This window comes from Streptomyces coelicoflavus (genome assembly GCF_045041415.1).
Lineage (GTDB): Bacteria > Actinomycetota > Actinomycetes > Streptomycetales > Streptomycetaceae > Streptomyces > Streptomyces coelicoflavus.
In genome coordinates this window covers 4,974,387-4,988,508 of sequence record NZ_CP108218.1, presented here as the reverse complement: position 1 = coordinate 4,988,508, position 14,122 = coordinate 4,974,387, and the positions used below count along the sequence as shown (strand labels likewise).

Sequence of the window (14,122 nt, the reverse complement as noted above, 5' to 3'; positions counted from 1 at the left end):
CTTCGGGCACCGCCTCGCGCCCGCCCGCACCCCGCGGCCGTCGGCCGGCGGTCAGCCGCGCATCCGGCCGAGCCACTGCAACGTGCGCCGGATCTCGGCCGCGAGCGGGTGGCCGGGGCCGTGGACGCGCTCCACGTCGTGCAACAGCCGGGCCAGCGTGTCGTGGGCGGCGGCGCGGTCGCCGAGGGCGAGGAGCAGGTGGCCGATGCGGCGGCGCACGTCGTGCGCGAGGTCGGGGTCCCCGGCGACGTACCGGTTCTCGTAGTACGGCAGCAGCGCGCGGTACTCGGTGAGTGCGGCGGCCGGTTCGCCGAGCTGTTCCAGGCACTGGGCGGCGTCGTAGCGGTGGCGCAGGGACTGCGGGTCGGCCTGGCCGGCCTCGGCGGCGCGTTCGTCGGCGAGGCGGCGCAGTTCGGGCAGGGCGCGCCGGTACTGGCCGTCGTCCATGAGGGTCGCCGCGTACTGCTTGCGCAGGGTGCGCACGACCGGGGAGCGTTCGCCGTGCTGTTCGGCGGCGGCGGGCAGGATCGCGCCGAGGATGTCGACGGCCTGGGTGATGCGGCCCTCGCCGAGCAGCCGCTTGACGTCGTCGACGGCACGGGCGACGTCCGGCTTGCCCGCCTCGGCGACGGGCGGGGCGGGGGCCGGCTGCGGCGCGGGGGTGCGGGCGCGGTCGGGCCAGGGGGCGTGCGGGCGCACGAAGGGGCGGGTGGGGTCCAGGGGGCCGCCGGTGGGTACGCCGCGCGCGGGCAGCAGGAGCGCCAGGTGCTCGTACACCTCCTGGGCGGAGTCGGGGCGGTGCTGCGGGTCCTTGGCGAGCAGACGCAGCACCAGGGCCTCGAGCGCCTCCGGGACCTCGGGACGGATGCCGCGCACGGGCAGCGGGGGCTCGTACAGGTGCCGGTGCAGCACGCCGAGCGCCGTCGAGCCGGAGAACGGGACGTCGCCGCTGAGCAGTTCGTGCAGCAGCACACCGAGCGCGTACAGGTCGGTGTACGGGCCGACGGCGCCGCCCATGGCCTGCTCGGGCGCCATGTAGGCGGGCGAGCCGATGGGGGTGCCGGTGTGGGTGAGGCGGGTGGTGTCGGCGTCCATGACGGAGGCGACACCGAGGTCCAGGACGGTGACGGCGCCGTCCTGTCTGACCATCACATTGCGCGGTTTCAGGTCGCGGTGGACGATCGGCACGGCGTGCACGGCGCTCAGTACGGCGCACAGCTGGGCCGCGACCGCTACCGCCCACTGCCACGGGTAGGGCTCGTGCTCGGCGAGATGGTCGGAGAGGTCGGCGCCGTCGACGTACTGCATGACGAGGAACAGCTCCTCGCCCTCGCTGCCCGCGTCGTGCACCGTGACCAGGCCGGGGTGGTCGACCTGTGCGGTGATCCGGCACTCGCGCACGAACCGGCGGCGCAGTTCGTCGGCCTCCTGCCCGGCGACCTTGTCGGGGCGCAGCAGCTTCACCGCCACGCGCCGGTCCAGGCGCCGGTCGTACGCCGTCCAGACCTGTCCCATGCCGCCCTGGCCGATGAGCGTGGACAGCTCGTACCGGCCGGCGACGACGCGTCCCGTCGCCACGGTCACCTTCCGCCCTGGTGGTGGCCGCGGCCGTCGTGGCTGCCGCCGTCGTGGTGGCGCAGGTAGTCGCTGAGCTCGTCGAGTTCGGCGCGGACCTGGTCGATGCGGGCGGGGGCGGGGTGGTGCTGCGGCGGCGGGGCGACGGGGTGCTGGGCGGGCGCGGGGGGCACGTACGGCCCGACCGAGTGCGCCGGGCCGTAGTGCGGGCCGGGGGTGGGGTGCGGGCCGGGGGTGGGGTGCGGGCCGGGGGTGGGGGCGTGGTGCGGCGGGTAGTCGGCGAAGGAGCGCGGGGCGGCGTGCAGGCGTATGTCGGTCACCAGGAAGTACGCCGTGGCCGCCGCTCCGATCAGCAGCAGTCCGGCCATCGCGGCGTCCGTCCGGTGGTCCGTCTCGGGGAACGAACCGACGACGGCCAGACAGGCGATGGACAGCGGCAGGCTCACCCAGGCGGCCGTCCAGTCGTACCAGCGGCCGCGCAGCACCGCGACCCGGAACAGCGGTACGCAGGCGAGCAGACCGCACGTCAGGAAACCGGCGGCGGCGTACAGCACGCGCAGGGTGATGACAGTGGCCGCGCCGCGGGAGGGCGGCGGCCCGGCGCTGTTGCCGTACATGACTGCTCCTGGACGGGTGATGCCGACGTGCCGGACGGACCGGGCCGTTCGGAGTGGAGGTCCGAGCGTATAGGCCGGTACGGACAACGGGTCACGGTTGTACCGAACCGTTGTCGCTCCGACCGTCGGCCGTCACCGGCCCGGGTCCACCGTGCCGTCCGTGAGCCCGTCGTACATGCCCCGCACCAGTTGCTCCCCCAGGCGGCCCGCGAGGCGCAGCGCGCGTTCGAACTCGTCGAGGGCGCGGAAGCGGTCGCCGTAGCCGCGCTGGGCGTCGAGGGGCAGCCGGGGCAGTTGGAGGCGGCGTACGTCGAGACGGGTGGCGGTGGAGGCGTAGCTGCTGGCCTGCCGGTGGTTGGCGGTGCCGCGCAGGAACCCGGCGAGGAACCAGGGGTCGAGGGCGGCGGGGTCGGGGCGCAGGAGCACGAGGCCGCGCCCCAGGGCGGCGCCGGCGGTCGCGTCGTCGATCACACGGGCGACCGTGCCGCCGCCGAGGACGGGTACGACGACGTCGCCGGGTTCGGTCAGCACGGGTTCCTCGTCGCTCTCCGGGAGGGTGCCGGAGGGGCCGGTGCCGGTGAGGACGTCGTGGTCGGTGAGGACGGGCACGCGCGCGTGGCCGCCGTTGGTGCCGGTGCGCAGGGTCAGGGCGCCCGCGCGGGCGAGTTCGCCGACGGTGGTGAGCGGGCGGCGGGGCGCGGCGCGTCCGGTGCCGGGGGCCGCGGGGGTCAGTTCCGCGGTGAGGCGCAGGGTCTCGTCCAGGCGTTCGCGCACGTCCGAGAGCCGTCCGGTGCCGCCGGTGGCGGTGGGGGGCGGCAGGTGGCGGGCGGGGGCCAGGTCGACGTCGTCGTCGAGGAGTTCGATGACGGGCAGGCAGCGGGCGAGGCCCGGCCGGTCGTCGAGCCGGCCGGTGCGGTCGTAGGTCCCCCACGCGTCGAGCACGGCGTCCCGCACGGACCGCCAGTCCGGTCCGCCGCGTCCCTCCCCGGCGAACTGCCCCGCGTCGGCGAGCAGCACCTCGGGCCGCGCGGGCGCCCTCTCGGGCCGGCGCAGCACCCACAGGTGCAGGGGGATGTTGTACGGGGGTGCGGCGCCGACCGGCAGGGCGATCACGGCGCGCAGGGCGCCCCGGCGCAGCAGGTCGGCGCGGACACGGCGGCCGGAGCGGCGGGAGGCGGCGGCGGGCGGCATGAGGACGACGACGGTGCCGCCGTCCCTGACACGGGCCAGGGCGTGCTGCACCCAGGCCAGTTCGGACTCGGTGCGGGCCGGGAAGCCGTACTCCCAGCGGGCGTCGTAGGCGAGTTCGTCGTGGCCCCAGTTGCGCTCGTTGAACGGGGGGTGGCACAGGGCGGCGTCGGCGCGCAGGGCGGTACGGGCGTCGGCGCGCAGGCTGTCCCCGGCGGCGATCCGCACGGTGGCGTCCGTGCTCAGGGCGAGGCGCAGCGCGGTGAGGGCGGCCAGTGCGGGGTCGCTGTCCTGGCCGTACAGCTCCTGCCCGGGGCGGGTGGCGGTGGCGGTGACGGCCCGGAGCAGGGTGCCGGTGCCGCAGGCGGGGTCGAGGACCGTGCGGGCGGGGCCGGCGAGTTCGGCCATCAGCTCGGCCAGGGGTTCCGGGGTGAGCGTGTACTGCCGCGGGTTGGCGTCGAGATGCCGGCCGAGCAGGAACTCGTACGCCTTGCGGGCGCCCGGTCCGGCGGCGAGTTCGGCGGCGCCGCGCAGGAGCGGCGCGGAGGGGAGCAGCCGGGGGCCGATCGGGGTGGCGACGGTGCGCTCGGGGCCCGGGCCGAAGCGGGCGTCGAGCACCTGGTCGAGGGCGGCGGGCAGCATGGCGGCGAGGCGTTCGTCGGAGCCGGCGCTCGCGTCCAGCCACAGGTTCGGGCGCTCGTGGACGAGCAGGAGGACGCAGCCGGCGTGCGTGAGGGCGGTGACCGGTCCCTCGGGGTGGCCGGCGAGTTGCTGCCAGACGCGTTCGCGCGGGGGGACCTCGGCGAGTTTGCCCTGGGCGCGCAGCCATGCCTCGATGTCGGCGAGGGCGAAGGACGGGCTGGTCTCGGTGCCGCCGACGGGTCTGGGGAAGTCCGCGTGCCGACGGCGCCAGTTGCTGACGGCGGCCCGGCCGACGCCGGCGAGCCGCGCGATACCGGCGGCGGTCACCTCTGTCCCGTTGTCCTGCACGCTCGGGCCCCCTCGTCCTGGTCGTGTGATGCCGATCCTACCGATGAACACGGGTGGACCCCGATTCACGCCGTGTACTGCCCCACCCGTGTGAACCGTGTTGACTCGGTTCACAAGCTCTGCTCTTATTGACGCACCGAACCACGGACCGGCCCGACAACGGGTTCCGGTTCACGGTCGACAACTGATCTGTCTCTGGGGAGAGGACCGACATCATGGGGATGAAGACCAAGATCGCGCTGGGTGCCGTGGTGGGGATCGCCGTCATCGGCGCCATGTCGGCGAACTCGGGCGACGGGGACGGCGACGGCAAGAGCGACAGCCGGACCTCGGCGAGCGCCGGCGAGAACGCGGACGGCGGCGCCAAGGACAAGGGCGGCGCCGAGAAGGGCGGCGAGAAGTCGGACGGCGCCGCCGACGCGAAGCCCGCCGAGGACAAGGCCGTCGAGAAGGCGTCCCAGGCCGAGCAGTTCAAGGCGTTCGTGCAGAAGAACGGCTCAGCCAACGAGAAGGACGCCGTCTCCCACGTCACCAAGGTGCAGGGCGCCGACGAGCAGAACGACATCCTCGACGCCGCCGACGTCTACACCGACTTCACCGGCGGCATCATGGGCGAGGGCACGGGCCCGGCCAAGCTCATCGCCTCCGCGTTCGCCGACTGGAAGGACAGCGAGAACGGCCTCGTCACCGTCTACGACGCGGACGGCGAGCTGCTCGGCAACGGTCAGTTCTGACGCCCGGCCGGCCGCGCCCGGGGGCGCTCCCGCGCCCCGGCCCGCCGTCAGCCCGGCCCCGCTCCGTCAGTCCCGGCACTGCTCCGTCAGTCCCGGCACTGCTCGGACATCATCGCCTTGTCCGCCTTCGTCACCGCCAGCTCGTACTTGACGGCGACCTGCGCGAACCGCACCGCGTACGCGCAGCGGACCGCCTTGCTGGGCGGCAGCCAGGAGGCCGGGCCGGAGTCGCTCTTGGCGGAGTTGGCACGGCCCTCGACGGGGAGCAGGTTCAGCGGGTCGTTGGCCAGTTGCTCGCGTTTGTTCTCCGGCCACCGCGAGGAGCCCATCTGCCAGCTGTACGACAGCGGCACGACGTGATCGATCTGGACCTCGCTCGCCTTCTGCTTGCGCCACTCGATGCTCGTCCCGGTGTACGGGTCGTCCAGCGTCATCGCGATGACCACGCAGTCGGAGCCGGACCGGAAGCGCACCTTCTGGCCGTCGCGCTTCAGCAGGTCGTTCCGCGTGTCACAGCCGTTCCTCGCCAGCGGCACTCCGTCCGCCGTGTCCATCCACGCGTAGCCGAACTCGTCGCGGTCGTACCCCGTCTTGGGGCCGCGCCCCTTGGTCGTGAGACCGTCGATCAGCCTGCGGGCCTCGGCGCGCGGACTGCCACCCGTCACCGGGGCGAGTCCCGGTTCGGTCCCGTCCGGATTGCTCAGCGGGCTGACGGCATGGCCCGCGGCGGGCGCCGCGGCGCCGCCGCCCGAGGCCGGGGTGTCGCCGTCCGCCTCCAATCCTTCGCAGCCGGTCACCAGGGCCAGGGCCAGGACCGCTCCGGCGGCCCATCCGGTACGGATCCCGCTGTGCCGCCTCATACGCGCCCTCCCCTTGCCGTTCGCGACCACAACCGTAGCGAGGGAGGGGTCCGGGGCGTAGGGGGCCTTAGACGGGCGTTAATGGGCACACGGGACATATCTGTCGTACGGTCGACAGTGAGTCACGTCTCGGAAGGAGCTCTGCATGGGCATCCTCGACAAGATGAAGAGCATGGCCGGCAAGGACAAGGACAAGTCCAGGAAGGTGTCCGACGCCGCCGAGCGCCAGGTGAACCAGCGGACCGGCGGCAAGTACGAGAAGCAGGTCGACGCCGCGCAGCAGCAGGCCGAGGGCAAGCTCGGCTTCGGACGCGACGAGGGCGGCGGCCGGGAGCACTAGCACCGCTTCACGTAACCCGGACACGTCGAAGCCGTCCACGGCGACTCTCCCGTGGACGGCTTCGTCAACGGTCGCGACGAACCGGCGCGGGCGCTACGACCCCAGGATCGAGGTCAGGAACTCGCCCACCCAGCCCAGCAGCTCCCGCCCGACCAGCGGCTTGCCGCCCACCTTCGCGGTCTTCGGGCGCGGTACGAGCACCTGGTGGGTGCCGCCCTTGATGACGCTGCCGGGGTAGAGCCGCTTGAGCCTCAGCTCCTGGGACTCGCGCAACTCCACGGGCGCGAAGCGGATGTTGTTGCCCTGGAGCACGATCTCGCCGACGGCGCACGCCCGCGCGAGCATCCGCAGGCCCGCGACCAGCAGCAGGTTCTCCACCGGCTCCGGCAACTTGCCGTAGCGGTCGACGAGTTCCTCCCGTACGGCCTTGATGTCCTCCTCGCTGTTGGCGGAGGCGATGGACCGGTACGCCTGGAGGCGCAGCCGCTCGCCGGGGGCGTAGTCGTGCGGGACGTGCGCGTCGACGGGCAGCTCGATCTTGACCTCGAGCGGCGGCTCCTCCTCCACACCGCCCTCCAGAGAGGCCCGGTAGTCGGCGACGGCCTCGCCGACCATCCGCACGTACAGGTCGAAGCCGACACCGGCGATGTGGCCGGACTGCTCGCCGCCGAGCAGGTTGCCCGCGCCGCGGATCTCCAGGTCCTTCATCGCCACGTACATGCCCGCGCCCATCTCGGTGTGCTGGGCGATGGTCGCCAGGCGCTCGTGCGCCGTCTCCGTCAGGGGCTTCTCCGGCGGGTAGAGGAAGTACGCATACCCGCGCTCGCGGCCACGGCCGACGCGGCCGCGCAACTGGTGGAGCTGGCTGAGGCCGAAGTTGTCGCCGCGCTCGACGATGAGGGTGTTGGCGTTGGAGATGTCGATGCCGGACTCGACGATCGTGGTGGAGACCAGTACGTCGAACTTCTTCTCCCAGAAGTCGACGACGACCTGCTCCAGGGCCTGCTCCGACATCTGGCCGTGGGCGGTGGCGATGCGCGCCTCGGGGACGATCTCGCGCAGCTTGGCCGCCGCGCGGTCGATGGACTCGACGCGGTTGTGGATGTAGAAGACCTGGCCCTCGCGCAGCAGCTCGCGGCGGATGGCGGCGCCGATCTGCTTGTGCTCGTAGGGGCCGACGAAGGTCAGCACCGGGTGGCGCTCCTCCGGCGGGGTGGTGATCGTGGACATCTCGCGGATGCCGGTGACCGCCATCTCCAGGGTGCGCGGGATGGGGGTGGCGGACATGGTCAGCACGTCGACGTTGGCGCGCAGCTTCTTCAGCTGCTCCTTGTGCTCGACGCCGAAGCGCTGCTCCTCGTCGACGATGACCAGGCCCAGGTCCTTGAACTTGGTCTCCGAGGAGAACAGGCGGTGGGTGCCGATGACGATGTCCACGGAGCCCTCGCGCAGGCCCTCCAGGGTCGCCTTGGACTCGGTGTCGGTCTGGAAGCGGGACAGCGCCTTCACGTTCACCGGGAACTGGGCGTAGCGCTCGCCGAACGTGCCGAAGTGCTGCTGCACCAGGAGCGTCGTGGGCACCAGGACGGCGACCTGCTTGCCGTCCTGGACGGCCTTGAAGGCGGCGCGGACCGCGATCTCGGTCTTGCCGTAGCCGACGTCGCCGCAGATCAGGCGGTCCATGGGGACCGTCTTCTCCATGTCGTCCTTGACCTCGGCGATGGTGGTGAGCTGGTCCGGCGTCTCCGCGTAGGGGAAGGCGTCCTCCAGCTCGCGCTGCCAGGGGGTGTCCGCGCCGAACGCGTGGCCGGGCGCCGCCATCCGCGCGCTATAGAGCTTGATCAGGTCGGCGGCGATCTCCTTGACCGCCTTCTTCGCGCGGGCCTTGGTCTTGGTCCAGTCGGCGCCGCCGAGCCGGTGCAGGGTGGGGGCCTCGCCGCCGACGTACTTGGTGATCTGCTCCAGCTGGTCGGTGGGGATGTAGAGCCGGTCGCCGGGCTGGCCGCGCTTGGCCGGGGCGTACTCCACGACCAGGTACTCGCGGGTGGCGCCCTGGACGGTGCGCTGCACCATCTCGATGTAGCGGCCCACGCCGTGCTGCTCGTGGACGATGTAGTCGCCCGCCTCCAGGGTGAGCGGGTCGATGGTCTTGCGGCGCCGGGCGGGCATCCGGGCGCCGTCGCGTCCTGCGGCCTTCTGCCCGGTCAGGTCGGTCTCGGTGAGCACGGCGAGCTTGAGGGCCTGGTCGACGAAGCCGTGGTCGAGCGAACCGCAGGAGACGTGCACGACCGAGGGGCTGAGCGTACCGAGGTCCTGGTCGAGGCGGGCGGCGATGCCCTCGCCGCCTAGGACCTCGACGGTGCGGGAGGCGGGGCCGTGGCCCTCGGTCAGGTAGACCGCGCGCCAGCCGTCGGCGAGCCAGCCCTTGGTGTCGGCCAGTGCCTTGGCGGTGTCGCCGCGGTAGGTGTCGGGGGCGTGCATGCCGAGCTTGAGGGTGTCCGAGTCGCCCTCCGCGTCGGCGTCGGACGTCAGCGTCTCGTCGGCGGCGAAGGGGGAGACCGACCACCACATCATGTCCAGCTCGCGGGCCCGCTCCCGGACGTCGGCGATGGACCACAGGGAGGCCGCGTTCACGTCGATCGGTGCCTCGCCGCCGCCGGCGGTGGCGGCCCAGGACGCCTGGAGGAACTCCTGGGACGTCGCCACCAGGTCGGCGGCCCGGGTCCGCACCCGCTCCGGGTCGCAGACCACGGACATCGAGCCCTTGGGCAGCACGTCCAGGAGCAGCTCCATGTCGTCGACGAGGACGGGGGCCAGCGACTCCATGCCCTCCACCGCGATGCCCTCGGCGATCTTGCCGAGCAGTTCGCCCAGCTCCGGGTGGTCCTCGGCGAGGGCCGCGGCCCGCTCGCGCACGTCCGGGGTCAGCAGCAGCTCACGGCAGGGCGGCGCCCACACGCCGTGCTCGGCGACCTCGAGGGAGCGCTGGTCGGCGACCTTGAAGTAACGGATCTCCTCGACGTCGTCGCCCCAGAACTCCACCCGGAGCGGGTGCTCCTCGGTCGGCGGGAACACGTCCAGGATGCCGCCGCGCACGGCGAACTCGCCGCGCTTCTCCACCAGCTCGACGCGCGCGTACGCCGCTGCCGCCAGGGCCTCGACGATCTCCCCCAGGTCGGCGCTCTGCCCGGTGCGCAGGGCCACCGGCTCCAGGTCGCCCAGGCCCTTGACCTGCGGCTGGAGCACGGAACGTACGGGTGCGACGACGACGGAGACCGGGCCGGTCTCGGGGTCGTCGGGGCGGGGGTGGGCCAGGCGCCGCAGGACGGCGAGGCGGCGGCCGACGGTGTCGCTGCGGGGGCTGAGCCGCTCGTGCGGGAGGGTCTCCCAGGAGGGGTACTCGACGACGCCCTCGGGCGGGAGCAGGGAGCGCAGGGCCGCGGCCAGGTCCTCCGCCTCGCGTCCCGTCGCCGTCACCGCCAGCACCGGGCGGCCCGTCTCGCGGGCCAGGGCGGCGATCGCGAAGGGGCGGGCCGCGGGGGGGCCGACCAGGTCGACGTGCATGCGGTTGCCGTCTGCGGCCGCCGCGATCGCTTCCGCGAGGGCGGTGTCCTTGACTACGGCGTCGAGCAGACCGTGCAGGCTCATTCGGGGCGCTTTCCGTGCGGGGGTGTACAACACGACGGGCCCGACGCGCGCCGCGGGCCGGGGTGCCTCCAGCGTACGTCTCCGCATGCGCGGGCGTCGGGGGCTGTGGACGACGCCGGGTGCGTGGTGGCCGGCGCCGCGGTGCCCGTACCAGGGGGCTCCGCCCCCTGGACCCCCGGCCCTGTGCCCGCCCCACCACCCGACTCGGTGGGCTGAAAAGCGAACGCCCGGGGTGACGGACGACTCGGGGGAGGAGGACTCGGCGCCCCGGTCCCTGGCCCCCGGACGACTCGGGGGCGCAAAGCGGCAGCACCCGTGCCCTCGAACGACTCGGGGGCGGACGACCGCAGCACCCTGGGGTCCCCAGGCGACTCGGCGCCGGAAGACCGCAGCACCCCGGGACACCCGGACGCCTCGGGGCGGAAGACCGGAGCACCCCGGAACCCCCGACGACTCAGCACCGGAAGACCGCAGCACCCCGGGCCCCCCGACGACTCGGCCCCGGAAGACAGCCGCTCCCCGGCCCCGTCGGGAGTGGCGGACGACTCGGGGCGGGGCGGGGCGTCGTGGTGCCTCGCGGGCCCGCGCAAAAAGGGGCCCGGCGCCTTCGTCCTCCTGGGACGTTGGCGCCGGGCCCTCCCCCGCAACCCCCGTGTGCGGTGGCGGTGGGGACGGGAGCTACTCCGTCGCGATGGCGTTCAGGACGTTCATGCGGCCTGCCCGGAAGGCCGGGACCAGGGCGGCGAACAGGCCCACGAAGGCCGAGCCGATGAAGACGCCGATGATCGTCGGCCAGGGGATGTCCAGGACGTTCAGACCCTCCAGGGCGAGCAGCTTCTGGGCCGTGGCGCCCCAGCCCATGCCCAGGCCGAGGCCGAGCAGGGCACCGAAGAGGGCGATGACCACGGACTCCATGCGGATCATGCGGCGCAGCTGGCGGCGGGAGAGGCCGATGGCCCGCATCAGGCCGATCTCCCGGGTCCGCTCGACCACCGACAGCGCCAGGGTGTTCACCACACCGAGGACGGCGACGATGATCGCGAGGGCGAGCAGGCCGTACACCATGTTCAGGAGCTGGCCGATCTGGTCCTTCAGTTCCTGCTTGTAGTCGGTCTGGTCGGCCACCTGGTACTGCGGGTAGGCGTCCAGGGACTTCTTCAGCGCGTCGTACGCCTGGTCGGCCCGGCCGTCCTTCGCCTTGGCGAACATGATCGTGTTCGGCGGGACGTTCTCGGCCGGCAGGTACTTCTCCATCGTCGCGATGCTGATGTACCGGGCGCCCTGGTCGATGGCCACGTCGTCGCTGGTGATCGCGGCGACCTTGAGCTTCGCGGTCTCACCGCCCTTGAAGGCGACGGACACGGTGTCGCCGACGTGGACGCCGTGCTTCGCGGCGTAGTCCGAGCCGACCGACATGGCGTCGGTGCCGTAGGCGGCGGAGAGCTCGCCCTCGGTCGTGGCGCGGCGTACGTCCTCGGCGTAGGTGGGGTCGGCGGCGGTGAGACCGTCGTCGTCCGTCTTGCCGTCGGGCGAGGTCAGCGTGGCGTCGAGCACCTTGTAGCGGGTGACGTGCTCCAGGCCGGGGGTGTTGGTCATGGCCTTCTCGGCCTGCGGCACGATCCGCTGGTTGCCCTGGACGATGAAGTCCGCGCCGACCGTCTTGTCCAGCTCGCTGGTGGCCGAGGCGACCATGGAGGAGCCGACGACGGACAGGCAGGCGACCAGCGCGAGGCCGATCATCAGGGCGGCGCCGGTGGCACCGGTGCGGCGCGGGTTGCGCAGGGCGTTGCGCTCGGCGAGGCGGCCCACGGGGCCGAAGGCCCGCAGCAGCACCGCGCTGATCACCCGCACCACGAACCCGGCCAGCAGCGGGCCGATGACGACGAAGCCGATGAGGGAGAGCACGATGCCCGCGCCGAGCATCGTCGCGCCGTCGCTCGCCTTGTCCGCGGAGGCGGCCGTGAGCAGGGCGGCGGCGCCGGCGCCGGTGAGCACCAGGCCGATCAGGCCGCGTATCCAGCCGGCCTTGGCGTCGGCCGGGGTTCCGGCGTCGCGCAGGGCGGCCATCGGGGAGATCTTCCCGGCCCGGCGGGCCGGCAGGTAGGCGGCCAGGACGGTGACGACGACGCCGAGGATCAGGCCGGTCACGGGGGTCGCCGTCTTGATGGTGAGGTCGTCGGTGGACAGGTTCATGCCCGCCGCCGACATCAGCTTCATCAGGCCGATCGCGATGCCGACACCGGCCGCGACGCCGAGGACCGAGCCGACGACGCCGAGGAGGAGCGCCTCGACCAGCACCGAGCGGTTGACCTGCCGGCGGGAGGAGCCGATGGCCCGCATCAGGCCGATCTCGCGGGTGCGCTGGGCGACCAGCATGGAGAAGGTGTTGATGATCAGGAAGATGCCGACCAGGAACGCGATCCCGGCGAAGCCGAGCATGGCGTACTTGATGACGTCCATGAACTCGCCGACGTCCGCGCGGCCCTCGTCGGACGCCTCCTTGGCCGTCTGGATCTTGAACGCGCCGTCGCCCAGGGCGCCGGAGACGTTCCGCTTGAGCTGCGCGTCGGTGACGCCGGAGGCCGCGGTGACGTTGAACTGGCTGAACCGGTCCGCGCCGCCGAGCAGTTCACGCTGGGCGGTGGGGGTGTCGAAGTAGACGACCGCGGCACCGGGGTTGGTGACGGTGAAGGAGGCGATGCCGACGATCTTCGCCTTGAAGTCGCCGGTCTGCGCGATGGTGCGCAGCTCGTCGCCGATCTTCAGGTCGTGCTTGTCGGCGGTGTCGGAGTCGACCATCGTCTCGGTCGGACCGCGCGGCGCGTGGCCCGAGGTGATCTCCATGGACCGCAGGTCGTTCCTGGTCCAGTTCCCGGCGAGGGTGGGGGCGCCGCTGGTGGCTCCCACGTTGTCGTTGTCGGAGTTGACGACGGTCACGTTCATCGAGACGACCGCGCCCTCGACGGACTCCACCCCGTCCACCGAACGGATCTTCTCCAGCGTGGACGCCGGCAGCGACTCGGGCACCCCGTTCTGCGGGGTGTCCTCGGCCTCGGCGTCCTTCGGGGCGACCGTCACGTCCGACGAGGTGACGGCGAAGAGCTTGTCGAAGGTGGTGTTCATCGTGTCGGTGAACACCAGGGTGCCGCACACGAACGCCACCGACAGCAGCACCGCCACCGCCGAGAGCGCCATGCGGCCCTTGTGCGCGAGGAAGTTGCGCATCGAGGTCTTCACGACGGTCATGACGTGCGCCCCCGGGCGTCGAAGTCCTTCATCCGGTCGAGGACGGCCTCGGCGGTGGGCTGGTACATCTCGTCGACGATCCGGCCGTCGGCCAGGTAGAGCACGCGGTCCGCGTAGCTGGCGGCGACCGGGTCGTGGGTGACCATGACGATGGTCTGGCCCAGCTCGGTGACCGAGCGGCGCAGGAAGCCGAGGACTTCGGCGCCGGCCCGCGAGTCGAGGTTTCCGGTCGGCTCGTCACCGAAGATGATCTCGGGCTGGGCGGCCAGCGCCCGCGCCACCGCGACCCGCTGCTGCTGGCCGCCGGAGAGCTGGGTGGGCCGGTGCTTGAGCCGCCCGGCGAGCCCCACGGTCTCCACGACGCGGTCCAGCCACGCGCGGTCGTACTTGCGGCCCGCGATGTCCATGGGCAGCGTGATGTTCTCGATCGCGTTGAGCGTCGGGAGCAGGTTGAACGCCTGGAAGATGAAGCCGATCCGGTCCCGGCGCAGCTGCGTGAGCTTCTTGTCCTTCAGGCCGGTTATCTCGGTCTCGTCGAGGTAGATCTGCCCGCCGGTGACCGTGTCCAGGCCGGCCAGGCAGTGCATCAGCGTGGACTTGCCGGAACCCGAAGGGCCCATGATCGCGGTGAACTGCCCGCGGGCGATGTCCACGTCCACGTGGTCGAGGGCGACCACCCGGGTCTCGCCCGATCCGTATGCCTTCACGACCTGCCGCGCTCGCGCGGCAACGGCCGTACGCCCTCCAGTGCTCCCGTGTGCGGGAATACTTACGGCCGATGTCATGTCAAGTCTCCTATGTCGGTCATCGAGTGAGCCGCCGGTGCCCGGCGCGACGTCCGTGCCGCCGCGCATGCGCCTGGTTGCCGTCCCGGTTGCTGTCTCGAAGAGTCTGGCCGGAACCGGGGGCCGACCGCGCTGGTGT

General features: G+C 72.7%; 9 protein-coding genes. 2 read left to right on the top strand and 7 right to left on the bottom strand.

Annotation, left to right across the window (positions count from 1 at the left end; genetic code table 11):
- Positions 1 to 51: 51 nt before the first annotated feature.
- The 3 genes from pkaE to OHA99_RS22260 all read right to left on the bottom strand — a co-directional run bounded on the left by pkaE (position 52) and on the right by OHA99_RS22260 (position 4,370).
- Positions 52 to 1,542 carry a serine/threonine protein kinase PkaE gene (gene pkaE / locus OHA99_RS22270; protein WP_381502991.1) on the bottom strand — a complete coding sequence of 497 codons (1,491 nt, stop codon included), beginning with the start codon at positions 1,540 to 1,542 and terminating at the stop codon, positions 52 to 54.
- Positions 1,543 to 1,580: 38 nt separating this feature from the next.
- Positions 1,581 to 2,192, bottom strand: coding sequence for a hypothetical protein (locus OHA99_RS22265; protein WP_405697429.1), 612 nt, complete (start codon positions 2,190 to 2,192; stop codon positions 1,581 to 1,583).
- Positions 2,193 to 2,324: 132 nt separating this feature from the next.
- Positions 2,325 to 4,370 (bottom strand): N-6 DNA methylase, encoded by a 2,046-nt coding sequence (locus OHA99_RS22260; RefSeq protein ID WP_405697426.1) that lies wholly within the window; start codon positions 4,368 to 4,370, stop codon positions 2,325 to 2,327.
- A gap of 215 nt (positions 4,371 to 4,585) precedes the next feature.
- Between OHA99_RS22260 and OHA99_RS22255 the strand changes: the two genes are divergently transcribed.
- Positions 4,586 to 5,104: a hypothetical protein gene (locus tag OHA99_RS22255; protein ID WP_164384436.1), complete on the top strand. Its 519-nt coding sequence runs from the start codon at positions 4,586 to 4,588 to the stop codon at positions 5,102 to 5,104.
- Between the two features lie 86 nt (positions 5,105 to 5,190).
- Here OHA99_RS22255 and OHA99_RS22250 read toward each other — a convergent pair whose 3' ends face one another.
- Positions 5,191 to 5,964 (bottom strand): HNH endonuclease family protein, encoded by a 774-nt coding sequence (locus OHA99_RS22250; protein ID WP_282882816.1) that lies wholly within the window; start codon positions 5,962 to 5,964, stop codon positions 5,191 to 5,193.
- Positions 5,965 to 6,109: 145 nt separating this feature from the next.
- Between OHA99_RS22250 and OHA99_RS22245 the strand changes: the two genes are divergently transcribed.
- Entirely contained in the window at positions 6,110 to 6,304 is a 195-nt protein-coding gene (locus OHA99_RS22245) for an antitoxin (RefSeq protein WP_153179481.1), read from the top strand.
- Positions 6,305 to 6,397: 93 nt separating this feature from the next.
- On the opposite strand, the gene mfd is transcribed toward OHA99_RS22245, so the two are convergent.
- From mfd to OHA99_RS22230, 3 genes are all read right to left on the bottom strand, one after another.
- Positions 6,398 to 9,952: a transcription-repair coupling factor gene (gene mfd / locus OHA99_RS22240; RefSeq protein WP_164384434.1), complete on the bottom strand. Its 3,555-nt coding sequence runs from the start codon at positions 9,950 to 9,952 to the stop codon at positions 6,398 to 6,400.
- A gap of 678 nt (positions 9,953 to 10,630) precedes the next feature.
- Positions 10,631 to 13,198 carry an ABC transporter permease gene (locus OHA99_RS22235; RefSeq protein ID WP_153179479.1) on the bottom strand — a complete coding sequence of 856 codons (2,568 nt, stop codon included), beginning with the start codon at positions 13,196 to 13,198 and terminating at the stop codon, positions 10,631 to 10,633.
- Complete coding sequence (locus OHA99_RS22230; RefSeq protein ID WP_007450496.1) at positions 13,195 to 13,983, bottom strand: ABC transporter ATP-binding protein; 789 nt, start codon at positions 13,981 to 13,983, stop codon at positions 13,195 to 13,197. The genes OHA99_RS22235 and OHA99_RS22230 overlap by 4 nt, the downstream gene beginning before the upstream one ends.
- Positions 13,984 to 14,122: the final 139 nt, after the last annotated feature.

Bases quoted from the DNA above. Each gene is read 5' to 3' on its own strand.
- OHA99_RS22265 (WP_405697429.1), bottom strand. From the start codon at position 2,192: ATGTACGGCAACAGCGCCGGGCCGCCGCCCTCCCGCGGCGCGGCCACT.
- OHA99_RS22250 (WP_282882816.1), bottom strand. From the start codon at position 5,964: ATGAGGCGGCACAGCGGGATCCGTACCGGATGGGCCGCCGGAGCGGTC.
- OHA99_RS22245 (WP_153179481.1), top strand. From the start codon at position 6,110: ATGGGCATCCTCGACAAGATGAAGAGCATGGCCGGCAAGGACAAGGAC.
- OHA99_RS22255 (WP_164384436.1), top strand. From the start codon at position 4,586: ATGGGGATGAAGACCAAGATCGCGCTGGGTGCCGTGGTGGGGATCGCC.
- OHA99_RS22230 (WP_007450496.1), bottom strand. From the start codon at position 13,983: ATGACATCGGCCGTAAGTATTCCCGCACACGGGAGCACTGGAGGGCGT.
- OHA99_RS22235 (WP_153179479.1), bottom strand. From the start codon at position 13,198: ATGACCGTCGTGAAGACCTCGATGCGCAACTTCCTCGCGCACAAGGGC.
- mfd (WP_164384434.1), bottom strand. From the start codon at position 9,952: ATGAGCCTGCACGGTCTGCTCGACGCCGTAGTCAAGGACACCGCCCTC.